This window comes from uncultured Desulfovibrio sp., from assembly GCF_949282365.1.
Classification (GTDB): Bacteria; Desulfobacterota; Desulfovibrionia; order Desulfovibrionales; family Desulfovibrionaceae; genus Desulfovibrio.
On record NZ_CASDOY010000026.1, the window covers coordinates 1 to 25347 of the forward strand.

The following is a 25347-nucleotide window of genomic DNA, read 5'->3' on the forward strand; positions in this document are numbered from 1 at the left end:
GGGGGCCGCGTCCTGCGCCGCGGGCAGGGGCGCGATGACGGGCAGGAGCAGGAAGTCGGCGAAGGCCCGGCAGGCCACCGACTGGCGGGAGAGGGCCGCCAGCAGGCCCGCGGGGGCCGCCGTACGGCTCTCCTCGGGGCCGAAGGGGCGGCCCAGGGCATCCAGGCCCTGGATGCGGACCACCAGATGCTTCTGCCTGTCGGCCGGGGGCAGCAGGGGAGCGAGCTCCGCCTGCCAGGCCGGGGCGTCGGCCGGGGCCTCGGGCAGCTTTTCCAGATAGAGCGCCCGCCAGAACAGGGGGGCGAAGGCGTCGGGCAGCACCACCAGCTGGCGGATGTCCCGGCCCTGGGCGCTCAGGGCGGCCTGCATCTGCTGGCTGTGCCAGGTCTGGCAGCCCAGGGCCAGCGCCGGATAGAGCAGGACGCTCCAGCACAGGGCCAGGCGCACGCCGGTCTTGCCGTCGCTGACGGGCAGGGAGGCCGTGTTCTGGAAGGGGAAGGGGATGACGTCCTGGGCCCGGCGCCGCTGCCGTTCTCGGCGCAGGCCGTGCCAGATGCCCCAGAGCAGGGGCAGGGTCATGCACAGGTCGATGATGTAGACGGCGTTGAGGCGCAGGCGCTCCCCGGAGAAGGGCAGCCAGACCAGGGTGCCGTAGGTGGTGAGGGCATCCAGCCAGATGTGCAGCAGCACCAGGAGCATCATGAAGGCCCAGACACCGCCGAAGCTCCATGCGTCGCGGGTCTCGAAGCGCCAGAGGGGGCGGCCGATCAGGGCCAGCAGCAGGCCCATGAGCGGGGCCGCCGCCAGAGAGTGGCTGATGCCGCGATGCAGCAGCAGGGTCTGGAGCGGGCCGCTGGCGGCCAGGATGTCGAGGTCGGGCGCGGCGGCGGCAAAGGCCGCCAGGGGCAGGGCCCAGCGGGTGGCGGGGCGTCCGGGCATGGCCAGCATGGCCAGCGCGCCGCTGGCGGCGTGGGTGACGGGATCCATGGCGTTCCTCTATTGACGGAAGGGGCTGCGCTGCCGGGGCACGGCCCGGTAGGCGGGGTCTTCGGGCGAGATGTCCCGGCCCATGTGGTGCAGGTACATGTTGTACTGGCTGCGCTGCATGGACTCCATGATGTGCGGCTGGTTGATATAGTACAGCATGGCCTGGGTGCTGTTGCCTCCGGTCAAAGGCTGGCGCATACTGTCGGCACCGCTGACGCCGGACGCAACGGTGTCGGGCTCCGAAGTGCCGGTGCCGATATCCTTGGGGCCGCAGGCCGCCAGCAGGAGCGTCAGGACGCAGATGACGAGCGGGATCAGGGGCGAATGTCTCATGTTCCACCTCAGGGCGACTATACGGACTGGCGGCCCGCCTGGCAACCGGGCCGGGGGCTGGCTTTTGCGGGAAAAAAAGGTATCTTCGATCCTAAGAACAGTATTGGTAATCGATATGCGGCAAGTCCTTCCTCTCCTCATCTGCCTTTGTGCCTGTCTCATGCCGCTGCATGCAGCGGCAGGGGAAGCGCTGCGCGTGGGCCTGAGCGACGATTATCCGCCCCTGTCCTACACGGATGCGCAGGGACGGCGCGCGGGCTTCGAATACGAGCTGGCCCAGGCGCTCTGCCGGCGGCTGGGCCGGTCCTGCAGCTGGACCTTCGCCCCGCAGGAGCAGCTGCTGCGGGGCCTGAAGGACGGCAGGCTGGACATGATCTTCGCCCAGCGCCTGGAGCCGGAACAGGCCGGTCTGCTCTACAGCAGGCCGTATTATCATTCGCGCGCCATGTGCGTCGGCCGTCCCGGAGGGCGGGGACCGGGGGACGCGGGGGCGCGCGTCGGCGTCTACCGGGGCTCCGCGCTGGAGCAGTACGCGGCGGCGGCCTGGCCGGGAGCCGTCATCGTCAGCGGCAGCGTGGGCGAGATGATCGCGAAGCTGCAGCGGGGCGAGATCGACGTGCTGTTCATCAATGATATCGCGGGCTATGCCTTTTTGCTGCGCCCGGAAGGGCAGGAGTTCGACCGTCTGGAGGAGGTCCCCACGTTCACCGTGCAGCGGACCGGCGGGAGCCGCGTGGCGGTCGGCGAGGGGCGCGAAAGACTGCTGAAGGCGGTCGACCGCGAACTGAAGCGGCTGCTCTACAGCGGAGAGCTGCACAACCTCAGCCGCATCTATTTCCACTACATCATCTATTAGCGGGCGCGGCGCCGGACGGCGCTGCCCGTTGCCGGTCCGTGCCCCGGCAGGGGACGTGTCCCGAGAGGTGGCTATGCTTGGTGGTTTTTCACGGACGAATCTGCCTGTCCAGCGCTATCTGGCCCTGCTGGTGCTGCCCTGGGGCGCGATGCTGCTGCTGGCCGTGGCCGTGCTCTGGCCCTATCTGGCCTGGTTCCAGGACACGGTGGAGTCCCTGCAGGACGAGCAGCTGCCCGGCGTCCTGGAGGCCCAGCGCACCCGGACCAACCTGAACGTGCTGCGCAAGCAGCTGGCCATCATCTATCTGGCCGAGGCCCCGGCGGAGCGGCGTCGGGCCCGGCTGCAGGCCCAGGCCCTGCTGGCGGGCATGGGGCACGACCCTTCCCCCGCGGCTTCCGCGGCCGTGGCCATGGAGCCGCGCGTCCGGCAACTGTATGATGCCTGCATGGCCGCGGACAGGGCCCTCTCGCGCCTGCACAGGGGCGAGATGGAGCTGTTGCTGGCCGTGAGCAGGCTGGAGCAGCTCTCGGGGCGGCAGCTGGCCGGGGCGGTGATCTTTTCCCACACCGGCAAGGACGGCATGCGCCACGGCCGCAAGGCCTTTGAGGAGATGCGGCGCCTGCTGGCGCCGGTGGCGGCCCTGTGCGACAGCGCGGCGGACGACGAGAGCGCCGGGGCCTGCGAGGCCTACGGGCAGCGCTGGGGCGCCCTGTCCGTCGCCTGGGAGGCGCGGCTCGCCGCCAACGAGCGGGCGTACGTCCTGTGGCAGGAGCTGGAGAACGAGCTGCTGCGCCTGATCAACGTCATTTCCTCACGCGAGCTGCAGCGATCCCTGGAAGAAGCCGAGAGCCTGTCCGATGCCACGGACTACATCGTCTGGAGCGTCTTCGTCTTCACCCTGGGCCTGCTGGCCTTCCTGCTGGTCCTGGTCCTGCTCTTGCGGCGCGACCTGCTGCGGCCGCTCGTCGGCATCGCCGGCAACCTGTCCCGCCTGCGCGACGGCCAGCAGCCGGAGCCCATCGCGCCCGTGCGCATCGCCGAGTTGCAGGAGGTCGCGGACATCGTGCCCGACCTCGGCGGCTATCTGGGCTCCCTCAAGGAGCACAGCAGCCGCCTGGAAAAAGAAAAGGCCGCCTATTCCCGCATGAGCCTCATGGACAGCCTGACCGCCATCCCCAACCGGCGCGCCTTCGACCTGCGCCTGGCGGACCTGGCGGACAGACGGCGGCCCGTCGGCCTCATCATGCTGGATGTGGACATGTTCAAGGTCTACAACGATACACTGGGCCATCAGGAGGGCGATGCCTGCCTGCGCCGTGTGGCCCAGACCATGCGCGACTGCCTGCGCGGCGGCGAGAAGGAGATCTTCCGTTACGGCGGCGAGGAGTTCGGCGTGGTGCTGGAAGACGTGCCCCGGGAGGCCGCGCTGCAGGTGGCCGAGCGTCTGCGCCGGGCTGTGGAGCGGCTGGCCCTGCCCCATCCCGGCAATCCGCAGACGGGCCTTGTGACCATCAGCCTGGGCGTGGCCGCGGTGACGGAGCTGACGGAGGACAATCTGGCCTGCCTGCTGGACGCGGCCGACCATGCCCTGTACGCGGCCAAAAAGAACGGGCGCAACCGGGTGGCCGACGCCGCGGAGGGCGTCTGCTCCGGCGGGGAAGACGAGCCCGCCCCGGCCGGAGCGGGGACGGAAAAGTCAGCTTGCCTTGCGCACGACGACAGGCTATAGCTCTGTTTTCCATTCCATCAGGAGAAACTGCATGCGCCCTGCTTCCTGCGGCATCACCCCCGAAGGCTGGCCCTGTATCGGCATCACCGCCGTGACGGCCCTCGTGTTCGCCTGCCTCCACTGGCCGGTACCGGCCATCCTGGCCCTGGCCCTGTGCTGGTTCGCCGTCCACTTCTTCCGTGATCCCGAGCGGGTGGTGCCCGGCGCCCCCGGTCTGGCCGTGAGCCCGGCCGACGGCCGCGTCATCCGCATCGAGCGCAAGCCCGACCCCCTGACCGGCGACGAGCGCACCTGCATCAGCATCTTCATGAACGTCTTCAGCGTGCATGTGAACCGTTCGCCCGTGACCGGCGTGGTGGAACGCATCCGCTACTGGCCGGGCAAATTCGTCAACGCCGCCTATGACAAGGCCGCCACCGGCAACGAACGCTGCGGCTACCTGCTGCGCGGGGAGGACGGCGCGGCCTGGACCATGGTGCAGATCGCCGGGCTCATCGCCCGCCGCATCGTCTGCCGCGTGACGGAAGGCGACACCCTGGAGCGCGGTCAGCGTTACGGCATGATCCGCTTCGGCTCGCGTGTTGACCTTTACCTGCCCGAAGGCTATGTTCCCTCTGTCACGATCGGCGAGCAGGTCTTCGCAGGCCAGAGCACGCTTGCCGCCAGAACCGAATCCGACGCCTAGCGTCGCGTGGAGCATGGTTGTGGACACCCAGCCGCAAGAAAAGAAACTGCCCGTACACAAGAGCATCTACCTTCTGCCCAACCTCATCACTTCGTTGAGCATGTTCATGGGCTTTCTGTCCATGGTCTGGGCCGTGCAGTCCCGCTTTGAGGAAGCCGGTCTGGCCATCGTGCTGTCCGCGCTGCTGGACGGCATGGACGGCAAGGTGGCCCGCCTGACCCATACGGCCAGCGAATTCGGTGTCCAGTACGACTCCCTGGCCGACCTCATCGCCTTCGGCCTCGCGCCGGCCTTCCTGCTCTGGCAGTGGCAGCTGGAGAGCCTGGGCCGTTTCGGCGTGGTGGCGGCCTTCCTTTTCGCCGCCTGCGGCGCCTTGCGCCTGGCCCGCTTCAACATCAGCACGGCCGTGACCGGCAAACGCTTCTTCATCGGCCTGCCCATCCCCGCCGCGGGCTGCACGGTGGTGGCCTTCCTGTATTTCGCCGGCATCCTGCCGGATGTCTTCCGCCCCGCGCTGCCGTATTTCAGCGTCATCATCGCGCTGGGCCTGGGCGGGCTCATGGTCAGCCGCGTGCGCTATTTCTCCTTCAAGGAGTATGACTTTTTGCGCGCCCATCCGGTGCGTTACCTGCTGGCCGTGATGGTCATCTTCGGCCTGGTCTACGCCCAGCCGCGCCTGTTCGGCTTCCTGCTCTGCGCCGTTTACATCGGCGGGGGCCTGTACTATTCCTTCGTCATTCTTCCCCGTCGTGACCGTCAGCTACTACGCGCCCTGAACCTGCAGGACGAGGAGAAAGCTGCGTAACGGTTTGTCGCCCCGCGGGGGCGGATCGAGGACCTTCTGATCGCCGCCGGCAGGGCGGCCGTTATGCAGTGGCATAACAAACAAGCACCCTTCGCGGGTGTCCGATCAGAGGAGACAGATCCATGTCCAACCGCGTGTTCTTTTTCGACACCACCCTGCGTGACGGCGAACAGTCGCCGGGCGCGACCATGAACCTTCAGGAAAAACTCCGTATTGCCTACCAGCTGGAAGTGCTGGGCGTGGACATTATGGAAGCCGGTTTCCCCGCCTCCAGCCAGGGGGATTTTGAATCCGTACAGCGCATCGCCCGCCAGGCCAAGACCATCCAGGTGGCCGGCCTGTGCCGCTGCATGGACAGCGACATCGACCGCTGCTGGGAAGCCGTGAAGGACGCCAAGAACCCCCGTATCCACACCTTCCTGTCCACGTCGCCCCTGCACATGAAGTACAAGCTGCGCAAGGAACCCGACGTGGTCCTGCAGATGATCGACGCCGGGGTGCGCCGCTGCGCCTCCTATACCGACAACGTGGAATTCTCCGCCGAGGACGCCTCCCGCTCCGACCGCGACTTCCTCTGCCGCGTGGTGGAGACCGCCATCAAGGCCGGCGCCACCACCATCAACCTGCCTGATACCGTGGGCTACGCCCAGCCGCAGGAATTCGCCGACCTCATCCGCTACGTCATCGAGAACACCCCCGACAGCGACAAGGCCATTTTCAGCGTCCATTGCCACAATGACCTGGGCCTGGCCGTGGCCAACACCCTGGCCGCCCTCAAGGTGGGCGCCCGCCAGGCCGAAGTGACCATCAGCGGCATCGGCGAGCGCGCCGGCAACGCCGCCCTCGAGGAACTGGCCATGGCCCTGCGCGTGCGCAAGGACTACTACGGCCTGGAACACGGCATCATCACCGAGCAGCTCTATCCTTCCTGCCGCCTGCTCTCCATGACCATCGGTCAGCCCATCCCCAACAACAAGGCCATCGTGGGCGCCAACGCCTTCGCCCACGAATCCGGCATCCATCAGGACGGCATGCTCAAGAACCGCGAGACCTACGAGATCATGACCCCGCAGTCCGTGGGCCGCAACGAGAGCAACCTGGTCATCGGCAAGCATTCCGGCCGCAATGCCGTGCGCAACAAGTTCGAGAGCCTGGGCTACAGCCTGGATGACGAACAGCTGCAGATCGTCTTCAATGCCGTCAAGGCCCTGGCCGACCGCAAGAAGACCCTGCATGACGACGACCTCATGGCCCTGGTGCAGGAAGAGGTCTACCGCATGCCCGACCTCTACCGTCTGCGCCATGTGAGCGTGCAGAGCTCCGACGCCGGCGGCGTGCCGCCCACGGCAGCCGTGCTCATGGACGTGGACGGCATGGAAAAGAGCGGCGCGGGCTTCGGCGTGGGCCCGGTGGACGCCATCTTCAATGTCATCAACGACATGCTGGGCCGCGAGCCCCAGCTGGAACAGTATGCGGTCAATGCCGTCACCGGCGGCACCGACGCCCTGGGCGAAGTGACCGTGCGCCTGCGCGAAGGCGAGTTCTCGGCCGTGGGGCGCGGCGCGCATCCCGACATCCTGGTGGCCACGGCGCGCGCCTATGTCAACGCCCTCAACCACCTGGCCAAGAAGGAGAAGGAAGGCGAGCGCCTGCACTGCCAGCACAGCTAGGATCCATCAGGGGGAGGGGGAGCGGCAGGCCTGTTTGGGGGGCCCTTCTCCCGGCCTCCCCGGATGCGCCTTATCAAAAAAGCCTTTTTCCGCTTTCCTGCGTGGGGCCCTGCCCCCAGCAATGCATTCACACGGGAGCGTCCCGCGCATCCCGGACAAGGAGAACCATCATGCCTCAGACGCTTGCGCAAAAGATCCTGCAAGCCCACACCGACGACGTCATCGAGCGCGACGGACAGATCGTCCAGTGCCGCCTGTCCCTGGTGCTGGCCAACGACATCACCGGCCCCCTGGCCATCAAATCCTTCAAGGGCATGGGTGCCAGCCGCGTCTTCGACAAGGACAGGATCGCCCTGGTCATGGACCATTTCACGCCGCAGAAGGACATCGCCTCGGCCAATCAGGTGATGATCAGTCGTGAGTTCGCCCGGGAACAGGGCATCACCCACTACTATGAAGGCGGCGACTGCGGCGTGGAACACACCCTGCTGCCCGAACGCGGCCTGGTGGGCCCCGGCGACGTGGTCATCGGCGCGGACAGCCACACCTGCACCTACGGCGGCATCGGCGCCTTCGCCACGGGCATGGGCTCCACCGACATCGCCGCCGGCATGGCCCTGGGCGAGACCTGGATCAAGGTGCCCCCGACCATCCGCGTCAACATCAACGGCCGGATGCCCAAATGGCTGCGCGGCAAGGACCTGATGCTGCTGCTCATCAAGACCATCGGCGTGGACGGCGCGCTCTACAAGGCCCTGGAATTCGGCGGCTCCGTCATCGACGCCCTGCCCGTGGAAGGCCGCCTGACCATGGCCAACATGGCCATCGAAGCCGGCGGCAAGGTGGGCCTCTTTGCCGTGGACGAACTCACCCGCCAGTATTGCGCCGAACACGGCCGGCCCGGTGTGACCATGAGCCTGGCCGCCGACGAGGGCGCGGTCTACGAGCGCGTGGTGGACATCGACGTCACCGGCCAGGAACCCGTGGTGGCCTGTCCGCACCTGCCCTCCAACGTGAAGAACGTCTCCGAGCTCAAGGACCTGCCCGTGCAGCAGGTGGTGGTGGGCTCTTGCACCAACGGCCGCATCAGCGACATGCGCGACGCCGCCGAGATCCTGCGCGGCCGCAAGGTGGCCAGGGGCGTGCGCTGCATCGTCCTGCCCTCCACCCCCGCCGTGTGGAAGCAGTGCCTCAGGGAAGGCCTGATGGACGTCTTCATGGACGCCGGCTGCATCGTGGGCCCCTGCACCTGCGGTCCCTGCCTGGGCGGCCACATGGGCATCCTGGGCGACGGCGAACGCGCCGTGGCCACCACCAACCGCAACTTCCGCGGCCGCATGGGCAGCCTGGATTCCGAAGTCTACCTCTCCAGCCCCGTGGTGGCGGCCGCCAGCGCCGTGGCGGGCTGCATCGCCGGGCCTGACCAGCTCTAAGCCGATTTTTCAAAAAGGATCACGTCATGAACTACAAAGGTACGGCCCACAAGGTGGGCGAACATATCGATACCGACGCCATCATCCCGGCCCGCTTCCTGGTCACTTCGGACGCCAGGGAGCTGGGCGCCAACTGCATGGCCGGCCTGGAACCCGACTGGGTCAAGCGCGTGAAGCCCGGCGACATCATGGTGGCCGGCCGCAACTTCGGCTGCGGCTCCTCCCGCGAGCACGCCCCCATCGCCATCCTGGGCGCGGGCATGCCCGTGGTCATCGGCCACAGCTTCGCCCGCATCTTCTACCGCAACGCCTTCAATATGGGCCTGCTGCTCATGGAAGTGGGCGACGAGGTGGACAAAATCCATGACGGCGACGAACTGGAAGTGGACGCCGCCACCGGCCTCATCCGCGACCTGACCAACGGCGCCGAGATCCAGTGCCCGCCCCTGCCGGCCTCCATGGCCGCCATCCTGGACAAGGGCGGCCTGGTCAACTATGTGAAGGAACGCCTGGCCGCCAGGGGCTAGAGCCGGGCTGCTTTGTCTTGAGGGGGAGAGGGGCCCCTTTGGGAAAAGGGGCTCCCTCTCTCCCTCAAACTCCCCCTCTCCCCCCGAAAACTTTTATCGGGATCCGTGGCGGGGCAGGACGGGACGACGCTCGTGCCCCGAGTGCCGGTCCCCCGGTAGCACGCCGTACCAGGAGCCGGACGGCGAGGTGGAGCGGCCATCCCTGCGGCCGTTCCCGGCCCGGCTTTTGCCGGATGCGCTGCGGGAGGAGGCCCCCTGCCCGCGGACGCGGCCACGGGAACGGACAGGCCCGGATCGCGGCGGCCCTCTGCGGCCGCCGGGGAGCTGGTCCTTGTCCGGCGCGGCGGCGTGCTGGGGCCCGTCAGGTCAGGGACGACGGCCTTCGGCCTGCGTGGCGGGGGCTCCGCCGTACCTTTGCCGGACAGATGGAGGGCAGGGGACGTTCCCCCGGCCCCGCGCGGGCGGAGCCATCGTTGTGCATACAAATGCGGCGCGCAGGCGTCGCAGCGAGGATATGAAGATGAAAAAGACCATTTGTCTGTTGCCGGGCGACGGTATCGGTCCCGAGATCGTCGCCCAGGGCGTGACTGTGCTGGAAGCCGTCGCCAAAAAGTTCGGCCATGAGTTCGACTTCGTGCCCGCCCTCATCGGCGGCGCGGCCATCGACGCCACCGGCGAGCCCCTGCCCGCCGCCACCGTGGAAGCCTGCCGGAAGGCCGACGCCGTGTATCTGGGCGCCGTGGGCGGTCCCAAGTGGGACGGCATCGAGCCCGCCCGCCGGCCTGAAAAGGGCCTGCTGGGCATCCGCAAGGCCCTGGGTCTGTTCGCCAACCTGCGTCCCGCCCTGCTGCTGCCCGAGCTGGCCGGCGCCTGCCTGCTGCGTGCCGACATCGCGGCCCGCGGCCTGGACCTCATCGTGGTGCGCGAGCTGACCGGCGACATCTACTTCGGCGAGCCCCGCGCCATCGAGGAGCGCGACGGCCTGCGCGTGGGCTACAACACCATGATCTACGACGAGAACGAGATCCGCCGCATCGCCAAAGTGGCCTTCGAGACCGCCCGCCAGCGCCGCAGGAAGGTCTGCTCCGTGGAAAAGAGCAATGTGCTGGAGACCTCCCGTCTCTGGAAGGCCGTGGTGCAGGAAGTGCACGACGCCGACTACGCCGACGTGGAACTGAGCCACATGTATGTGGACAACGCCGCCATGCAGCTGGTGCGCGATCCCTCGCAGTTCGACGTCATCCTCACCGGCAACATCTTCGGCGACATCCTTTCCGATGAAGCCTCGGTCATCACCGGTTCTCTGGGCATGCTGCCTTCCGCCTCCATGGGCGCCCAGGCTCCGGCCCTGTTCGAGCCCATCCACGGCTCCGCGCCCGACATCGCCGGTCAGGACAAGGCCAATCCCCTGGCCACCATCCTGTCCGCGGGCATGATGCTGCGCCTGGCTTTCGGCCTGTCCGCCGAAGCCGACGCCGTGGAGAACGCCGTGCGCCAGACCCTGCGCGACGGCTTCCGTACCGGCGACATCATGGAGGACGGCTGCACCCTGGTGGGCTGCGCCGAAATGGGCCGCCTGGTGGCTGAACGCCTGTAAGCCTGATTTTCATTTTTCGGTATGGAGCGGAGCCGCCCTGCGGGGCGGCTCCGCTTTTGCGTCTGGGGGAATGGACGCTGCGGGCCCATCGTCATGGATGACGACGGACGCCCCTGAAAAGGTCCGCCAACGATGCCCGCAGGCGGTCTTCATGAGGGGTGGCGTGCTGCCGGTATGGGCCGGCCCCGTGGGCGTGGGGCGGCATGGCACCCGGTTCGGCACAGACTTCCTCGTGTACCGCCGGCCCCGTGCCCGAGGACGATACCGAATCGCCGGGGCTGCCGCAGGTCTTGCAAAGGCCGCCGGGGGACGGTCAGCAGGAGGCGGCCTTGTGTACCGCGAGGACCGTGACCGACCCGAAAAAAAGTTTTGGCAGGGAGAGGGGAAGCGCGAGGGGGAGAGAGGGACTTTGCACCGGAAGGGGGGCCCTCTCCCCCCTCGTATCTTTTACCCGTGCTTTCTTTCATGCCGCCGGGCCAGCAGCTGCGGGCCTGTCATGACCAGGATCACGGCGGCGCAGATGACGGCCACACCGCTGAAGACATGGAAGGTGGCGGGTTCGTCGAAGACCAGGATGCCCACGGTGACGGCGGTGAGGGGCTCGCCCACGCCCAGGATGGAGGCCAGGGTGGAGCCGATGCGCTGGATGGCGAGGATCAGGGTCAGGTTGGAGATGGCGGCGGTGATGACGGCCAGCAGGACGACCAGGAGCAGTTCTTCCCATGAGCGCAGCAGGCGGAAGGAGCCGGTGGCCACGGCATTGCCCAGGGCAAGGAGGGTGCCGGAGAGCAGCACCCAGAAGGTGATGGCCAGGCCGGAGATGCAGTGGATGCGGGCCACATGCAGGCCGGAGATGTAGACGGCATTGCACAGGGCGGAGACCAGCAGCAGGAAGATGCCCCAGAGGCTGATGCCGCCGCTGCCGCCGGACGTGCCGCCGCTGAGCAGGAAGACGCCCAGCATGGCCAGGGCCACGGACAGGGCGGTGATGATGGAGAATCTTTCGTGGAAGAAGATGGTCATGATCAGCATGACCATCAGCGGATAGAGGAATTGCAGGGTGGCGGCCACGCCGCTGGGCAGGTGGGCGAAGCCCCGGAACATGAGCAGGGCCGCCAGGCCGTACATGCTGCTCAGGAGGGCCAGGCGGATCAGGTCGCGGGCGGGCGCGGCCAGGCGTTCCTGGCGCAGGACGAGGATCAGGCCCAGGGCCAGGGAGCCGAACAGGAAGCGGTAGAACAGGACGCACTCCGCGGACATGCCGGCGTGGAGCAGGGGCAGGCTGAACAGGGGGATGAGGCCGAAGGCCGCTGAGGAGATGAGGGCGAGCACGAAACCCATGACAGTTCCCGGCAAGAAGGAAGTGAGGCCGTCGAGCGGCGTACGCCTGCCGACAATGCCCCAAAGCGCGCGAGAAGACAAGACCGGCCGCGGGCATAAAAAAAGGGCGCCTTCAAGGCGCCCGGAAAAAGGGAGCGGCGGAGCGCGCTATCTGGCGGCGCTGTCCAGCACGACTTCGGCTTCGGGGTGGCCCTGACGCAGGGCCTCATGCATGGCGGCGGCATCGGCGAAGGCGTAGAAGGGGCCCACCTGGTCGTCCTTGTAGCGCACGAAGTAGGCCTGGCCGTTCTGCAGGGGCGTGCCGCTGGGGTCGCTGACCACTTCCAGGTCCACCTTGCCCACGCCGCGGTCGTTCATGTCGATCTGCTGGGCGGCGGCATAGGAAAGGTCGATGATGCGGCCGCGCACATAGGGGCCGCGGTCGGTCACGCAGACCATGACGCTTTTGCCGTTGCTTCTGTCGGTGACGCGTACCACGGTGCCGATGGGCAGGGTGCGGTGGGCAGCCGTGAAGGTGTACATGTCATAGCCTTCACCGCTGGCGGTCTTCTTGTTGTGGAAATCGGCTCCGTACCAGGAGGCCATGCCGGTCATGAAGGCATCGGCGTTGCTCTGGGCTCGTTTGAGCCAGACATCCCGGCTGGAATGGGCAGTCTTTGCATCGCCGGCATGGGCGGCGGACATGGGGGAAGCCAGCAGCAGACAGGTCACGAGACAGGTCAGCAGCACCGCCGGCATCCCCATGGGAGGATGTGAGGTCATAGAAACTCCTTGGTTGAAGCAGGTGCGCGGCATGGTCGCCCATGCAGCGCAGGTCGCCCGGCGACCCGCCCCGTCAAGGCTGCACAACGGGGCTTGCCTGAAACGCCAAAACGAAAGGGTTGCCGTGATATGCCACAAAAAAAACCTTGTGTCAAACGCGGCAGATTTTGCAAGAGAATGTCTGGAAATTTTCCTGTCCAAGAGCAGTAATTAACAGTTGATATGCAGTTTCACTGAAACTTTATGTCGACTGATATTTTTCAATGGATATAGTTTGTTTTTGTAAAATAACAGTAAATATGCAGTAAAAACTTTCTGCAATTTGTCTGTATATTGTGCAAGCGGACAAGAAGGCCCTGCACGGGCTGTCAGGGGACGGACAATTGCATGTTTTTTCTCAAAAAGCCCCGCCGGCCGCGGCCCGGGAGGTCCGCCGTCCTCCGGCTTGGAGATCGGCCCGGGAGCCTTCCCGGAGCCCGGTCCGGGCCTGCCTTGACCCGGCCGGACATGACCGTCCGCGGGCTGGCGGCGCAGGGTCCCGGGGGCCGGGGCCCGAGGCAGGACAGACGCACGAGCCTGCGGACGGTCACCTCGGTGTGCGCCGCTCCGCCGCGAGGGACGTAGCAGGGCAGGCCGCATCCGGTGGTGTGCGACCTGCCACGGCGTGCATCGGGGACGACCACCGTACGGCGTCCGGCCGTCCGGGCGGGCACGCCACGAAGCCGTGGCGGCACAACAGGGGCGGTGGGACAGAGCGGAGCGGTCTGGAGGCAGGCCGGGGCAGGGCCGGGAACACATCGGACAGGTCGCGAAGGGCACATGCGGGCGCTTTGCGGCGCTGAGGGCGGACGCGGGGATCCATACGGGCCAGGGCAAGCCGGGCGGGGCAGGCCGACGGAGGGAACATGCCGGCCGCACAGCAAGGGAGCAGGCAGGCCGGAACGTACCGGGGCGTGCCCGGGCGGGCGGGAGGCAAGGACGGGCTGGTTTGGGCGATGGGACAAAAAAGGGCGCTCCTTGCGGAGCGCCCTCGTGGTCGTCGGGCAGGCAGGGTTTACCAGTCCAGGGTGCGCTTGAAGGCGGCGGTCAGGTCGTCCACCTTTTCCTGCAGCACGGTGACGCCGCCGCGGGTCATGGTCAGGGTCCTGTCGTCGGTGACGGTACCGATGCGGCGGCAGACCTGCCAGTCGCCCAGCATGTCGAGGATCATGGCCATATCGGGGCGCACGCTGACGATGAGGCGGCTGGCCGATTCGCTGTACAGAAGTTCGGTCAGGCTCATGTCTTCCATGGCGGGCACGGCGTCCAGGTCGATGCTGGCGCCCAGACGGCCGCCGATGCACATCTCGGCCAGGGCCACGGCCAGACCGCCGTCGGAGCAGTCATGGCAGGCGGAGATGGCGCGCTGGCCCATGAGGCCGTGCACGGCGCGGTAGCGCGGCATGGCGGTGGCGGCGTCCACCTGGGGCACGCGGCCGCCGGTGAGGCCCAGTTCGGCGCAGGCTTCGCTGCCGGCCATTTCACGCCAGGTGCCGCCCAGCATGTAGATGTGATGGCCGGCGGCCTTGAAGTCCGAGGTCTGGGTGGCGATGACGCTGTTGATGACGCCGATCACCGAGAACAGCACCGTGGGCGGGATGGAGATCTTTTCGCCGCCGCCGGTGTAGTCGTTCTTCATGGAGTCCTTGCCCGAGATGCAGGGCACGCCGAAGGCCAGGGAGAACTGCTGCAGGGCCTTGCAGGCGCGCACCAGCTGGGCCAGCTTGTAGCGGCCGTCGGGGGTCTTCTCGCTCTGCACCGGGTCGCACCAGCAGAAGTTGTCCACACCGGCCAGGGCGTCGGGATTGCCGCCCACGGCCACGGCGTTGCGGATGGCTTCGTCCATGGCATTGGCCATCATCCAGTAGGTGTCGTAATCGCTGAACTTGGGGCAGATGCCGTGGGAGATGACCAGCCCGGCATCGGATTCCAGCAGCGGGCGGATGACGCCGGCGTCGGAGGGGCCGTCGCTCTTGACGCCGCACAGGGGCTTGATGGCGCTGCCGCCGCGCACTTCGTGGTCGTACTGGCGGATGATGTATTCCTTGGAGCAGATGTTCAGGCGGCCCAGCATGCGGCGCAGGAAGGCGCCCTGTTCGCTGTCGGGCAGGTCCACGCACACGTCGTCCACCCTGGGGGCTTCCCAGACGGCTTCCAGTTCCAGCTGGGGCACGCCGTCATGCATGAAGTCCATGGGCAGGGAGGCCACGGGGCGGTCGTTGTAGCAGACATCGAAAAAGCCGCTGTCGGTGTAATGGCCCAGGGCCGTGGCTTCCACGTCCATGCGCGCGGCCAGTTCCATGAAGGCGTCCAGCTTGGCGGGCGGCACGGCCAGGGTCATGCGTTCCTGGGCCTCGGAGAGCAGGATCTCCCAGGGGCGCAGGCCGTCGTACTTGAGCGGGGCCTTGGCGATGTCCAGCACGCAGCCGCCGGTGTCCTCGGCCATTTCGCCCACCGAGGAGGAAAGGCCGCCCGCGCCGTTGTCGGTGATGGCGTTGTACAGGCCCAGGTCGCGGGCGCGCATGATGAAGTCGTACATCTTGCGCTGGGTGATGGGGTCGCCGATCTGCACGGCCGTGGCCGGGGAGCCTTCGTGCAGTTCCTCGGAGGAGAAGGTGGCACCGTGGATGCCGTCCTTGCCGATGCGGCCGCCGGTCATGACGATGATGTCGCCCACTTCGGCTTTCTTTTCCCAGCCCTTGCGGCCGTTGACGTCGGTGGGCAGCACGCCCACGGTGCCGCAGTAGACCAGGGGCTTGCCCAGGTAGCGTTCATCGAAGACCAGGGAGCCGTTGACCGTGGGGATGCCGGACTTGTTGCCGCCGTGTTCCACGCCTTCGCGCACGCCTTCCAGCACGCGGCGGGGATGGAGCAGGCGGGGGGGCATCTCCTTGTCATAGAAGGGCGAGGCGAAGCAGAAGACGTCGGTATTGCAGACCAGCTCCGCGCCCATGCCCGTGCCCATGGGGTCGCGGTTGACGCCCACGATGCCGGTCAGCGCGCCGCCGTAGGGGTCCAGGGCCGAGGGGCTGTTGTGGGTTTCCACCTTGATGCAGGCGTCATAGCCGTTGATGAAGGCGATGACGCCGGCGTTGTCCTTGAACACGGACTTGCAGTAGTCGTCGTCGCCCAGGCGTTTGCGGATGGTGGCCGTGGCGTCGCGGATGCAGGTCTTGTAGAGGTTGTTGACCTCTTCGCGCAGGCCGGTCTCCCTGTTCTCGTAATGGATGCGCGAGGCGAAGATCTTGTGCTTGCAGTGTTCGGACCAGGTCTGGGCCAGCACTTCCATCTCCACGTCCGTGGGATCGGCGGGCAGGCCGGCGGCCTTGCGGCGGGCCCGTTCGTCAGGGGCGGCGAACTGGTCGCGGATGCAGTGCAGTTCGCGCAGGGTCAGGGCCCAGGTATTGTCGCGGCTGGCTTTCTGCAGGGCGTCGTCGTCCATGCCGGACAGGGGCACCACGTCCACGCTGTCGTTGGCCGCGCCGGTGACCCTGGCGGCCTGGGGCTCGAAGCCGGGCCGGTCCTGCCATTCTTCGGCGCTCTTGACGCGGAAGCGCTGGATCAGGGTGTTGCAGAGCAGGTCGCGCGCCAGGGCTTCCACGTCCTCGCGGCCGAGCATGCGATCGGGCGCGCAGGTGATGCGGTACTGCACCGAAGTGTAGACGCGCAGGCTGTCGCGGGCGATGTCCAGCACCATGGCGGCGGTATCGCGGGCGGTGCGGCCTTCATTGTCGGTCACGCCGGGGCGGTAGCCCACTTCCACGATCCAGTGGGGCGCGGGTTCCACGAAGGGCAGCGGCTCCAGCGAGGCCCGCTGCAGGATGGGGTCGTGCCAGATGCCTTCGTCCACCAGCCGTTCCACCTGGGCGGCATCCAGACCGTCCACGGTGTAGACTTTGATCTGACGGATGGCGGCGACGGGGATCTGCAGCGCCTTGAGCAGATGCAGCGCCGTCTTGCGGCCCTGGGTATCGGTAATGTTGGCATGAAGCCCGGTTTCCACACGATAGAGCATACGGTCCTCGCTTTGGCGGCGGCAGTTCCGCCGGTTCCGGAATAAGGCGAAAAAAGTTTATTTTTTGCGGTCGCGCACGTAGTCGGCCATTTGTTGCAGCAGGTCCTGCTCCGGCCCGGCGGGCAGGCTGGCCAGGGCAGCGCGGGCCCGGTCCAGATAGCTTTCGGCGGCCAGGCGCGTGGCCTGGTCGAAACCGGCCTCGCGGATGGCCCCGGCGATGCGTTCGGCGTCCTCGTCGCTGAAGGCGGCGTCGTTGAAGGCCCGGTCGAAGGCCGCCCGGGCGTCGGCGTCCAGGGAGTCGCGGTACATGCGCAGGGGCGGGGTCAGCTTGCCCTCGCGCACATCGCCGCCCGAGGGCTTGCCCGTGACGCTCTGGGGCGCGAAGTCCAGGGCGTCGTCCACGATCTGGAAGGCCATGCCGATGTTCTCGCCGTAGGCGGCGGCCGCCTCCACCTGGGCGTCGCCGGCGCCGGCGCGCAGGGCGCCCAGCTGGCACGAGGCCCGGATCAGCCAGGCGGTCTTGCCGCGGATGATCTCCCGGTATTCCTCGTCGCTGGTCTCCACCTGATGCTGGGCCGCGATCTCCAGGATCTCGCCGGCGGCGGTGCGGCTGGTGGCCTCGGAGAAGCAGCGGCACAGGCGCGGATCGCCGCAGGCCGCCACCAGGGCATTGGCGTGGGCCAGCAGGGCGTCGCCGGCCAGGATGGTGCTGGCGGCGTTGAAGATGGTATGGGCGGCGGGCTTGCCGCGCCGGGTGTCGGCATTGTCCAGCACGTCGTCATGCAGCAGGGTGGCGGCATGGAGCATCTCCATGGTGACGGCCAGATCGTAGATGTCCTGTTTGTCATAGCCCAGCAGGCGGGCCGTGAGGATGGTCAGCAGGGGGCGCAGCCGTTTGCCGCCCGCTTCGAAGATGTGGCGGGCGATGGGGCGCACGGGACGGGGCAGGCCCTCGGCGGCCCGGGAAAGAGCCTTGTTGATGGCGGGCAGTTCCAGTGCCAGACGGGCTTTCAGAAGCAGCATAGGACGATCTCGGTTCAGGGTGCGGGGCGCCAGACGGCCGCCAGACGGCGCATGGCCCCCGGGAAATCCGTTTCATGCGGTGCGCGCGGTCCCACCCGGTTGGAAACGCTGCGTACCTCCACACAGGCGATGCCCCGGCGCGCGCAGGCCAGCGCCACGGCAAAACCTTCCATATTCTCCAGCAGGGCCCCGGGATGGGCCCGCCTGAGCTGCGCCACGCGCTGCGGGCTGGCGCTGACGCCCGCCACGGTCAGCGACGCGGCCGGGGGCAGGGCGTCCACCCCTGCCAGACAGGCGGGCAAGCGCGGGGGCCGGGGCAGGCGCAGCCGGTCGAAGACCGGCCCCTGCGGCCCTTGCCACTGGGGAAAACCGAACGACGGGCCGTCCACAGCCGTCCCGTCGTGCAGGCCGTATTCCGGCCAGATCTCTTCCTCCACCCGCCAGAGCGAGCAGAGGGGCGCCGTGTGCAGATCCATGCTGCCCGCCACGCCCGCATTGAGCACCAGCGAGATCTCCTGCCCTGCCCGACGGGCCCCGGCCAGGGCCAGCCCCAGGGCCAGGGCGGCATTGACGGGCCCCACGCCGGTGATGCAGGCCGCGGCCGGCACCTCCAGGCGCAGGGGCAGCAGTTCCTGCTCCGGCAGCGTGGTCCGCGCCGTCCCTTCCGGGCCGTGGTCCGCCGCGCCGGCGGGCCCCAGGGCCTGCCGCGGCAGGAGGGCCAGCAGCTCGCGGGCGGTGGCGGCGCAGACCAGCAGCACGGCGCTTACAGTCTCCAGTAGTCGATGCCCGCGGCGCGCATGGCCTGCGGGTCGAAAAAGCCTTTCACGTCCATGAGCACGGCCTTGCCGGCATCCTTGCAGCGGGCCTTGATGTCCTCGGGCGTCATGGCGGCGTAGGCCTTGTGGCTCACGGCCAGCAGCACGGCGTCCAGGTCGCGCAGCTGGTCCAGATCCACCAGTTCCTGCCCGTATTCGCGCAGGGCCTCGGCCGGGTCGGCCTCGGCGTCATGCACCAGCGTCACCACGTTGTATTCCCTGAGCTCGCGGATCACGTCCACCACGCGGGTATTGCGCAGGTCGGGCACGTTCTCCTTAAAGGTGAAGCCCAGGATGCCCACGCGCGCGCCGCTGACCACGCTGCCGTTCCTGATCAGGCGCTTGACCAGGCATTCGGCCACATATTTGCCCATGTTGTCGTTGATGCGGCGGCCGGCCAGGATGACTTCGGGGTGGAAGCCCATCTCCTCGGCCTTGAAGGTCAGGTAATAGGGGTCCACGCCGATGCAGTGGCCGCCCACCAGGCCGGGCCGGAAGGGCAGGAAGTTCCATTTGGTGCCGGCGGCTTCCAGCACTTCGAGGGTGTCGATGCCCAGACGTTCGAAGATGATGGCCAGCTCGTTCATGAGCGCGATGTTCAGGTCGCGCTGGGTGTTCTCGATGACCTTGGCGGCCTCGGCCACCTTGATGCTGGAGGCGCGGTGGATGCCCGCCTTGACCACGGAGCCGTAGACCTGGGCCAGCAGGTCGGCCGTGGCCTGGTCGGAACCGGAGACGATCTTCTTGATGGTCTCCAGGGTGTGGACCTTGTCGCCGGGGTTGATGCGTTCCGGCGAGTAGCCCACGGTGAAGTCCGTGCCGTAGCTGAGGCCCGACTCCTGTTCCAGGATGGGCACGCAGATCTCCTCGGTGAGGCCGGGGTAGACCGTGGACTCGTAGACCACCACGCAGCCCCTGGTCATGTGGCGGCCCACGGTGTGGCTGGCGCCCACCACGGGGGTCAGGTCCGGGGAGCGGTGCTCGTCGATGGGCGTGGGCACGGCCACGATGATGACCGCGGCCCGGGCGAGGTCCGCGGGATCGCAGGTATATTCGATGCTGGCGGCGGCCAGGGCCTCGTCGGTCACTTCGTTGGTGCGGTCATGGCCCTTGCGCAGTTCCTCGATGCGGCCGGCATTGATGTCGAAGCCCAGCACCTTCATCTGGCGGGAAAAGGCCACGGCCAGGGGCAGGCCCACATAGCCCAGGCCCACCACGGCCAGGGTCTGTTCATGATTCTGCAGTGCAGCGAAATCCACCATAGTTTTATCCTTTACAAAAATGCCTGTTTCCGCCATGTGAAGAAGATGACGTTCGACTGGAAACCATTTCTTGCGGCATTGGGTTTGGCCATCCTTCTGGAAGGCCTGGTCTGGGCTCTGGCCCCCGACGCCATGCGGCGGGCCGTGATCCTCATCGCGCAGATGCCCAGGAGCTCCATCCGCGTGCTCGGACTGGCGGCGCTGGCCCTGGGCCTCTTTCTGGTCTGGCTGGCCCGCAGCGCCTGAGCCTTGCGGCCTGTGCGCCAACCTGCCCGGTGAGCCTTGCGGCCGCCGGGTCTTTTTTTGTCGGGCCCCGGCGCGGGCCGTTGCCGCTGACCTGCCCGGAACGCATGCCCGCCTGCCTAGCGGGCCTTTTCGCCCACATGCAGGCAGACGATGCCCGACGTGAGCCTGATGTGCCAGGCCCGGGCGAAGCCGGCGTCGGTCATTTCCTTTTCCAGGGCCGGGGCCGTGGGGAACCGGCGGATGGTCTCGGCCAGGTACTCATAGGCGCCCGGGTCGCGGGAGACCAGCCTGCCGATGCGCGGCAGGACATTGTCCAGATAGAAATTGTACAGCCCGCCCCAGATGCGTTCGCTGCCGGAGCCGAATTCCAGGATGCAGGCCCGGCCGCCGGGGGTGAGCACGCGCAGCATCTCGGCGAAGGCCTCGGCGCGCGGCTTGATGTTGCGGATGCCGAAGGCCATGGTCACGCAGTCCACCGAGGCGTCGGGCAGGGGCAGCTTTTTGGCGTCGGCCGCCACGGGCATGACGGCCCGGGCATTGTTGCCCTTGAGCTTGCGCAGGCCGCGCCGGAGCATGGGCGGACAGAAGTCCATGGCCGGCACCCGCACCTGCGGATAGCGGCGGCGGATGGCCAGGGCCACGTCCAGCGTACCGGCGGCCAGATCCAGGACGCGGTTGGTGCGGCCCACGCGGACGTTCTTGGCCAGCACATGGCGCCAGTAATAGTCGATGCCCAGGCTCAGCGTATGATTGAGCAGGTCGTAGAAATCGGCGATGCGGCCGAACATGCCGGAAACGGCGGCGTCATGCTGGGGACGGGGATCAGTCACGTCCGTCCTCCCCGGACATGTTGCCCCGGCGGATGGCCTCATAGACCACGCGATACACGGCGGGGAAGACCTCGGCGAAGTTGCCCGGCGAGACCGTGCGCGTTTCGATGAATTTGGCGGTCAGCTCCTTGGCGACCTGCAGGGCTTCCTTGCTGTCTTTGTCCATACCTGGCCTCGTGGCATGCAAAATGAAAAACCCGTCCTCTGGGGAATGGCCTTGACCCACAACGGGAAAACGCCGGACGGGTAAAAGGAACGGAAACGGCAGCCCCCGCCCCTTTTGGTTGTTTGATTCGGGCCCGCGCGCGGGCAGTGCCCGCAAAAGGCCGTCTGTCAGCATATGCGCTAACGGTGCGCTTGGCAAGTCGAAGCCCCCGCGGCGGCGGGGGCGGAAACGACGGCGGGCGCAGGGAAAAACGCTTACTCCTGCTCCGCCAGCAGGCGGCGGATCTCCTCGTGCAGGACGCGGGCCGCAGCGGCCGCGGCGGCCTTTTCCACATATTTGTCGAAATCGGTCAGCAAATCGGCCAGCTGCTGTTCCTGGGCGTCCAGGCGCTGCGCCAGGGCCCGGTCCGCTTCGTCCAGCCGGGCCATGCCTTCGGCGTCCGCGGCGGGCTGCGGGACGGCGGGCGCGGCCGCGTCGCCCTTCTCCCTGTCCGCGAGCAGGGCCTGGACCTGTTCTTCCAGATGGGTGAGGCGTTCCGCGGTCTCCATGAGCAGGGCCGCATCGTTGTGGCTGTGCCCGGCCTGCTCCTCCAGGGCCTGCAGGCGTTGCGCCAGCTCCTGCTGGCCTTCCTCCAGACCGGCGAGGCGTTCCATGTTCGCCATGAGCAGCACGCTGTCGGGCCCGCTGTCGGGCGTGGCGTCGCCGCTGCCGTCCTCATGGCCCGCGTCCAGGCCCTGCAGCTGTTCTTCCAGATGGGTCAGGCGTTCCACGGTCTCCATGAGCAGGATGCCGTCGCTGCGCCCGTCGCCGGAGCGCTGTTCCAGGGCCCGCAGACGCTGCTCCAGGGCCTGCTGCCCCGCCTCCAGCCGTTGGAGCCGCTCCAGGCCCTCCTGCGGCAGGGCGCCTTCCGCCCCGGGCGTCCCGCCCGGCGCCACCTGCTGCGCCAGGGCCGACAGGCGCAGGCCCGCGTCCTCCAGCGTGGCGGCGGAGGCCTCCAGCTGTGTTTCCCAGTCCCGGGGCCGGACGTCCCTGTCGGCGGGAGCGTCGCCGTCCGCTCCGTCAGGTCCCCCGGCGGGCAGGAGCGTGTCTGCCGCGCTACGGGGATCGGCCCCGTCGGCAGCGCCTTCCCCGGCGTCTTTCCCGGCGTCGGACGGCCGGGAGGCCGTCTCCGGCGCGGCGGCCACGGATTCCGGCAGATTGGGGCCTTTTTCGATCAGATCCGTCAATTCGATGATCTCGGTGGGATCGGCAGATGCAGCCATGCGCGCCTCACAAAAGTGGTTGGTATGCGGTTGTTCAACGGTGTCCCTGCATAGCAGCTCGCGGCGCAAAAGGCAAACCGGGAAAAAGAAAAGCCGCGGTTTCCCGCGGCTTGCAGTTCAGAAGTCAAGGACGGCCTACGGATGGCACTTGGACTTGGCGCAGCCGGTCAGGTCCTTCTTCAGGTCAGGCTTTTCGGCCACCACCTTGACGTGGCAGTCCAGGCAGGTCTGATGCTTCAGGGGAGCGTCGGCCTTGGACTTGGCGTGCATCACATAGTACAGGCTCTTGGTGCCCTTCTTGCCGGCCAGGTCGTCATGACAGCCGGCGGTGGCGCACTTGGCATAGCTTTCCTTGCCTTCCACGGGGTGGTGACAGACCACGCATTCCACGGTCTTGTGGGTGGAATGGTTGAAGGTCACCGGCTTCTTGGGATTGGAGCCTTGCAGCACGAGGCCGTCGGCCGGAACAGGGGGTTGAGCCGCGATGGCGGGCACGGACAGGACCAGAGCCAGGATACCGGCAGACAACAGGGCGAACTTCATGGACAACCTCCTCACAGGCTAGTCGAACCTGGGACGCACGGAACGGCTCCGGGACGTCACAGACAGATAACAAAGCAATACGCCGGGTTGCGCGCTGTGTCAATGTGAGGACAGGAAATTCCGGGCGGCTCCCCGGGCTGCTGGCGGGACGCTTTTGGGGACCGGCGCAGGGCTGCTGTTTTTATTTCATAAAATTTTTCTTAAAAATCGAAAGATTATAACGTGTCCTTTGCCGTCGTCCGCAGCGCAGGGCCCGGCAGGCAGCCGGCCGTGAGGTGCGTGCCGTCGGGCACAAAAATATTTTTTTCCAGCCGCAAGCCGTCGTCCACCAGCACGTCGCGCCCCAGCCGGACGTTGTCCCCCACCAGCACGTCGCGACCCAGATGCGCGCCGTCCGCCACCGTCACGCCTGCCCCCAGGCGCGTGCCCGCGCCCAGATGCACATGATCCCCCAGGTGGCAGTCCCGCCCCAGCCGTACACGGGGCAGCAGCAGACAGGCCGTGCCCGTGCGGCAGCCCGCGGCCAGCGCCGCATCGGCAAAGACCAGATTGCCCGCGCCGAGGCAGGCCTCCGCATCCACGCGGGCCCCGGGATGCAGCGCGCCCGCAAGCGCGAAGCCCAGCTCCTCCAGCAGCCCGCAGAGCAGGCGGCGCAGCCCGGCCTCCTGTTTGTGCGGCGCTGTGACCACGGCTTGGCAAAAGTCCCGGCGCAGGCGGGCCAGATCCGCATCCCGGCCCAGCGGCGGCAGGCCCGCTTCCGCCACGAAGTCGCAGTGCGGGCCGTGGATGACGCCCGCAGGCACCAGCCCGGCGGCCCGCAGCAGGGGGACGGCCGCCGCGCAGAGCTGCCCGCCGCCCACCAGCAGGATGCCGCTGCGGGCAGGATCGCCGGCCCGCTCCGGCAGCACCGTGCCCTGTGATGGCTGTTTGTCCGTCATGTTCATCTCCTCCATCCCGTCCGGTGGTCCCGCAGCACGCCGGGGGCCAGGGCCACGGCCAGGGTCAGCTGCCCGGCCACGACGGTCTTTTCCACCAGCAGGCGGGCGTCCCGTGCCCCGACGTGCGGCAGGCTGTCCGGCGCGAGACCGGGCGGCAGCGGCTGCCGGGGCCCCTCGTGGCCGTCGTGCCCGGCCGTCCGCGGCTGGGGCCGCTCTCCTGTGGCGGCATCCCCTGCCGTCGCTTCCGCCGCCGGACAGGCATCCGTCCTGACATCCGTTCCGCCGCCTGTTGCCGCCCCGTCTGCGGTTATCCCGTCCGTCGCCATCTCCTCTGCCATTGAGCCTTCGGGCGGCGCGTACGCCGGCCCTTCGCGTCCTGCCGCGTCCTGTCCCATGGTCCCGCTTGCGGTGGACTGCTCCGTCCGCAGCCCCTGCCGGGCCGCCAGCAGGCAGGCCGCCTCGCAGACGCTGAACGGCGCGCAGCCGAAACGCGCTCCGGCCGCTGCCGAAGGGTGCGGGGTGGGGATGGCCGCCAGTTCCCGGGCCGCGAAGCCCAGCAGGGGCAGGTCCAGCCGCCGCGCCAGTTCCTGCAGGGCCGGTTCTCCGGTCTTCTCCCTGACCGTGGCCAGCGCGGCCAGCGCCCCGGGCTCCAGCCCGTGGCGCAGCAGCAGGCCTTCCACGGCCGTGGCCAGCAGCGGCGCGGGCAGGCCCTTGCGGCAGCCCAGGCCCAGTACCAGCAGCGGCGGGGCTGCCCGCAATCGTCCCGGCCGCCGGGGCAGGCGTTGCCAGTGGACGCAGAGCGCCGGGCCGTCGCTTTCCGGCAGGTCTTCCCGGCGCAGGAAGGTCCCGCCGTGGCCTGCGTCCCCTTGCGGCACGATGCCGCAGGGATCCCACAGGGGCAGGGGACGGCCCTCCAGCCAGCAGGCCTGGGCCGGGGGCAGTTCTTCCCAGTCCAGCAGGCGCAGGCCCGCTGCCTGCAGCCAGAGATCCAGGGCCGGACGGCCGTCGCAGTCCGTGGCCGTGGTGATGACCGGCACGGCCCCCAGCAGGGCGGCCAGATGACGGCACAGGCTGTTGCCGCCGCCCCAGTGCCCGGCCAGAAGGCTGATGACGAAGCGCCCGTCCGGCGAGATGACCAGCACCGGCGCGTCCGTGCTCTTGTGCTCCAGCAGGGGCGCCACGGCCCGTACGGCGATGCCCGCCGCGCCCACGAAGATCTGCGGGACCTCCCCGGCCCGCCGGGCCGCGTCCAGGATATTGGCAAAGGGCAAGCAGTCCTCAGCGGCGAAGCGCTGCGGTGCGGACAAACGGCATTCCGCCAGCATCCCGCCCGACGGCGCGCGCCACGGGGCGGTGGCCAGCGCCTGCCGCAGGCGGCGGGCCAGCGGCAGGGCCGCGACGCTCAGGACATGACAGAGACAATGCATGGAAACTCCCGGGCCGGGACCGGGAGGGGCGATGCGAGGGGGAGGAGGGCCCCTTT

General features: G+C 68.0%; 23 protein-coding genes. 9 read left to right on the forward strand and 14 right to left on the reverse strand.

Features of this window, described 5'->3' with window-relative positions; all coding sequences use genetic code 11:
* The coding region (locus Q1X76_RS06555) for a metal-dependent hydrolase (protein WP_300718823.1) at positions 1 to 987 on the reverse strand (987 nt) is incomplete at its 3' end.
* Between the two features lie 9 nt (positions 988 to 996).
* Positions 997 to 1320, reverse strand: coding sequence for a chemotaxis protein (locus Q1X76_RS06560; RefSeq protein ID WP_300718824.1), 324 nt, complete (start codon positions 1318 to 1320; stop codon positions 997 to 999).
* A gap of 160 nt (positions 1321 to 1480) precedes the next feature.
* Here Q1X76_RS06560 and Q1X76_RS06565 point away from each other — a divergent pair, with 160 nt between their 5' ends.
* From Q1X76_RS06565 to leuB, 8 genes are all read left to right on the forward strand, one after another.
* Positions 1481 to 2176 (forward strand): transporter substrate-binding domain-containing protein, encoded by a 696-nt coding sequence (locus Q1X76_RS06565; RefSeq protein ID WP_300718825.1) that lies wholly within the window; start codon positions 1481 to 1483, stop codon positions 2174 to 2176.
* A 73-nt stretch (positions 2177 to 2249) separates the two neighbouring features.
* On the forward strand, positions 2250 to 3905 hold the full coding sequence (locus Q1X76_RS06570; protein ID WP_300718826.1) for a diguanylate cyclase: 1656 nt from the start codon (positions 2250 to 2252) through the stop codon (positions 3903 to 3905).
* A 31-nt stretch (positions 3906 to 3936) separates the two neighbouring features.
* Positions 3937 to 4590 carry a phosphatidylserine decarboxylase family protein gene (locus Q1X76_RS06575; RefSeq protein ID WP_300718827.1) on the forward strand — a complete coding sequence of 218 codons (654 nt, stop codon included), beginning with the start codon at positions 3937 to 3939 and terminating at the stop codon, positions 4588 to 4590.
* A gap of 13 nt (positions 4591 to 4603) precedes the next feature.
* Positions 4604 to 5395, forward strand: a complete 792-nt coding sequence (gene pssA, locus Q1X76_RS06580) for a CDP-diacylglycerol--serine O-phosphatidyltransferase (protein ID WP_300718828.1) — start codon at positions 4604 to 4606, stop codon at positions 5393 to 5395.
* Positions 5396 to 5517: 122 nt separating this feature from the next.
* Entirely contained in the window at positions 5518 to 7065 is a 1548-nt protein-coding gene (locus tag Q1X76_RS06585) for a 2-isopropylmalate synthase (protein ID WP_300718829.1), read from the forward strand.
* A 170-nt stretch (positions 7066 to 7235) separates the two neighbouring features.
* Positions 7236 to 8498: a 3-isopropylmalate dehydratase large subunit gene (locus Q1X76_RS06590; protein ID WP_300718830.1), complete on the forward strand. Its 1263-nt coding sequence runs from the start codon at positions 7236 to 7238 to the stop codon at positions 8496 to 8498.
* 26 nt (positions 8499 to 8524) lie between these two features.
* Positions 8525 to 9025: a 3-isopropylmalate dehydratase small subunit gene (locus Q1X76_RS06595; protein ID WP_300718831.1), complete on the forward strand. Its 501-nt coding sequence runs from the start codon at positions 8525 to 8527 to the stop codon at positions 9023 to 9025.
* Between the two features lie 520 nt (positions 9026 to 9545).
* Positions 9546 to 10622 (forward strand): 3-isopropylmalate dehydrogenase, encoded by a 1077-nt coding sequence (gene leuB, locus Q1X76_RS06600; RefSeq protein WP_300718832.1) that lies wholly within the window; start codon positions 9546 to 9548, stop codon positions 10620 to 10622.
* A gap of 447 nt (positions 10623 to 11069) precedes the next feature.
* On the opposite strand, the gene Q1X76_RS06605 is transcribed toward leuB, so the two are convergent.
* The 6 genes from Q1X76_RS06605 to Q1X76_RS06630 all read right to left on the reverse strand — a co-directional run bounded on the left by Q1X76_RS06605 (position 11070) and on the right by Q1X76_RS06630 (position 19879).
* Complete coding sequence (locus Q1X76_RS06605) at positions 11070 to 11963, reverse strand: DMT family transporter (protein ID WP_300718833.1); 894 nt, start codon at positions 11961 to 11963, stop codon at positions 11070 to 11072.
* A gap of 147 nt (positions 11964 to 12110) precedes the next feature.
* Positions 12111 to 12725 carry a septal ring lytic transglycosylase RlpA family protein gene (locus Q1X76_RS06610; protein WP_300718834.1) on the reverse strand — a complete coding sequence of 205 codons (615 nt, stop codon included), beginning with the start codon at positions 12723 to 12725 and terminating at the stop codon, positions 12111 to 12113.
* Between the two features lie 1054 nt (positions 12726 to 13779).
* Positions 13780 to 16779 carry an AIR synthase-related protein gene (locus Q1X76_RS06615; RefSeq protein ID WP_300718835.1) on the reverse strand — a complete coding sequence of 1000 codons (3000 nt, stop codon included), beginning with the start codon at positions 16777 to 16779 and terminating at the stop codon, positions 13780 to 13782.
* Positions 16780 to 16836: 57 nt separating this feature from the next.
* Complete coding sequence (locus tag Q1X76_RS06620; protein WP_300718836.1) at positions 16837 to 17802, reverse strand: polyprenyl synthetase family protein; 966 nt, start codon at positions 17800 to 17802, stop codon at positions 16837 to 16839.
* Positions 17803 to 17816: 14 nt separating this feature from the next.
* Entirely contained in the window at positions 17817 to 18560 is a 744-nt protein-coding gene (mqnB, locus tag Q1X76_RS06625; RefSeq protein ID WP_300718837.1) for a futalosine hydrolase, read from the reverse strand.
* A 5-nt stretch (positions 18561 to 18565) separates the two neighbouring features.
* Positions 18566 to 19879: a nucleotide sugar dehydrogenase gene (locus Q1X76_RS06630; protein WP_300718838.1), complete on the reverse strand. Its 1314-nt coding sequence runs from the start codon at positions 19877 to 19879 to the stop codon at positions 18566 to 18568.
* 45 nt (positions 19880 to 19924) lie between these two features.
* Here Q1X76_RS06630 and Q1X76_RS06635 point away from each other — a divergent pair, with 45 nt between their 5' ends.
* Positions 19925 to 20125, forward strand: coding sequence for a DUF2065 family protein (locus tag Q1X76_RS06635; protein ID WP_300718839.1), 201 nt, complete (start codon positions 19925 to 19927; stop codon positions 20123 to 20125).
* A gap of 116 nt (positions 20126 to 20241) precedes the next feature.
* Here the strand turns inward: Q1X76_RS06635 and Q1X76_RS06640 are convergent, their stop codons facing one another.
* The 6 genes from Q1X76_RS06640 to Q1X76_RS06665 form a co-directional block, all read right to left on the reverse strand.
* The gene (locus tag Q1X76_RS06640) at positions 20242 to 20955 is read right to left on the reverse strand and encodes a ubiquinone/menaquinone biosynthesis methyltransferase (RefSeq protein ID WP_300718840.1); all 714 of its coding nucleotides are present in this window, start codon (positions 20953 to 20955) and stop codon (positions 20242 to 20244) included.
* Positions 20948 to 21121 carry a hypothetical protein gene (locus Q1X76_RS06645; RefSeq protein WP_300718841.1) on the reverse strand — a complete coding sequence of 58 codons (174 nt, stop codon included), beginning with the start codon at positions 21119 to 21121 and terminating at the stop codon, positions 20948 to 20950. Before Q1X76_RS06645 ends, Q1X76_RS06640 begins: the two co-directional genes overlap by 8 nt.
* A 254-nt stretch (positions 21122 to 21375) precedes the next feature.
* The gene (locus Q1X76_RS06650; protein ID WP_300718842.1) at positions 21376 to 22383 is read right to left on the reverse strand and encodes a hypothetical protein; all 1008 of its coding nucleotides are present in this window, start codon (positions 22381 to 22383) and stop codon (positions 21376 to 21378) included.
* A 135-nt stretch (positions 22384 to 22518) separates the two neighbouring features.
* On the reverse strand, positions 22519 to 22926 hold the full coding sequence (locus Q1X76_RS06655) for a cytochrome c3 family protein (RefSeq protein ID WP_300718843.1): 408 nt from the start codon (positions 22924 to 22926) through the stop codon (positions 22519 to 22521).
* 215 nt (positions 22927 to 23141) lie between these two features.
* Entirely contained in the window at positions 23142 to 23864 is a 723-nt protein-coding gene (locus Q1X76_RS06660) for a hypothetical protein (RefSeq protein WP_300718844.1), read from the reverse strand.
* 2 nt (positions 23865 to 23866) lie between these two features.
* Positions 23867 to 25291: a cobalamin biosynthesis protein gene (locus Q1X76_RS06665; protein WP_300718845.1), complete on the reverse strand. Its 1425-nt coding sequence runs from the start codon at positions 25289 to 25291 to the stop codon at positions 23867 to 23869.
* Positions 25292 to 25347 lie beyond the last annotated feature (56 nt).

What these genes read in the sequence shown, in the direction of transcription:
- Q1X76_RS06575 (WP_300718827.1), top strand. Translation starts at nt 3,937, where the DNA reads ATGCGCCCTGCTTCCTGCGGCATCACCCCCGAAGGCTGGCCCTGTATC.
- Q1X76_RS06595 (WP_300718831.1), top strand. Translation starts at nt 8,525, where the DNA reads ATGAACTACAAAGGTACGGCCCACAAGGTGGGCGAACATATCGATACC.
- Q1X76_RS06660 (WP_300718844.1), bottom strand. Translation starts at nt 23,864, where the DNA reads ATGACGGACAAACAGCCATCACAGGGCACGGTGCTGCCGGAGCGGGCC.
- Q1X76_RS06615 (WP_300718835.1), bottom strand. Translation starts at nt 16,779, where the DNA reads ATGCTCTATCGTGTGGAAACCGGGCTTCATGCCAACATTACCGATACC.
- Q1X76_RS06565 (WP_300718825.1), top strand. Translation starts at nt 1,481, where the DNA reads ATGCCGCTGCATGCAGCGGCAGGGGAAGCGCTGCGCGTGGGCCTGAGC.
- Q1X76_RS06665 (WP_300718845.1), bottom strand. Translation starts at nt 25,291, where the DNA reads ATGCATTGTCTCTGTCATGTCCTGAGCGTCGCGGCCCTGCCGCTGGCC.
- Q1X76_RS06610 (WP_300718834.1), bottom strand. Translation starts at nt 12,725, where the DNA reads ATGACCTCACATCCTCCCATGGGGATGCCGGCGGTGCTGCTGACCTGT.
- Q1X76_RS06560 (WP_300718824.1), bottom strand. Translation starts at nt 1,320, where the DNA reads ATGAGACATTCGCCCCTGATCCCGCTCGTCATCTGCGTCCTGACGCTC.
- Q1X76_RS06590 (WP_300718830.1), top strand. Translation starts at nt 7,236, where the DNA reads ATGCCTCAGACGCTTGCGCAAAAGATCCTGCAAGCCCACACCGACGAC.
- Q1X76_RS06605 (WP_300718833.1), bottom strand. Translation starts at nt 11,963, where the DNA reads ATGGGTTTCGTGCTCGCCCTCATCTCCTCAGCGGCCTTCGGCCTCATC.
- Q1X76_RS06630 (WP_300718838.1), bottom strand. Translation starts at nt 19,879, where the DNA reads ATGGTGGATTTCGCTGCACTGCAGAATCATGAACAGACCCTGGCCGTG.
- Q1X76_RS06635 (WP_300718839.1), top strand. Translation starts at nt 19,925, where the DNA reads ATGACGTTCGACTGGAAACCATTTCTTGCGGCATTGGGTTTGGCCATC.
- Q1X76_RS06585 (WP_300718829.1), top strand. Translation starts at nt 5,518, where the DNA reads ATGTCCAACCGCGTGTTCTTTTTCGACACCACCCTGCGTGACGGCGAA.
- Q1X76_RS06570 (WP_300718826.1), top strand. Translation starts at nt 2,250, where the DNA reads ATGCTTGGTGGTTTTTCACGGACGAATCTGCCTGTCCAGCGCTATCTG.
- leuB (WP_300718832.1), top strand. Translation starts at nt 9,546, where the DNA reads ATGAAAAAGACCATTTGTCTGTTGCCGGGCGACGGTATCGGTCCCGAG.
- Q1X76_RS06620 (WP_300718836.1), bottom strand. Translation starts at nt 17,802, where the DNA reads ATGCTGCTTCTGAAAGCCCGTCTGGCACTGGAACTGCCCGCCATCAAC.
- Q1X76_RS06650 (WP_300718842.1), bottom strand. Translation starts at nt 22,383, where the DNA reads ATGGCTGCATCTGCCGATCCCACCGAGATCATCGAATTGACGGATCTG.
- pssA (WP_300718828.1), top strand. Translation starts at nt 4,604, where the DNA reads ATGGTTGTGGACACCCAGCCGCAAGAAAAGAAACTGCCCGTACACAAG.
- Q1X76_RS06645 (WP_300718841.1), bottom strand. Translation starts at nt 21,121, where the DNA reads ATGGACAAAGACAGCAAGGAAGCCCTGCAGGTCGCCAAGGAGCTGACC.
- Q1X76_RS06655 (WP_300718843.1), bottom strand. Translation starts at nt 22,926, where the DNA reads ATGAAGTTCGCCCTGTTGTCTGCCGGTATCCTGGCTCTGGTCCTGTCC.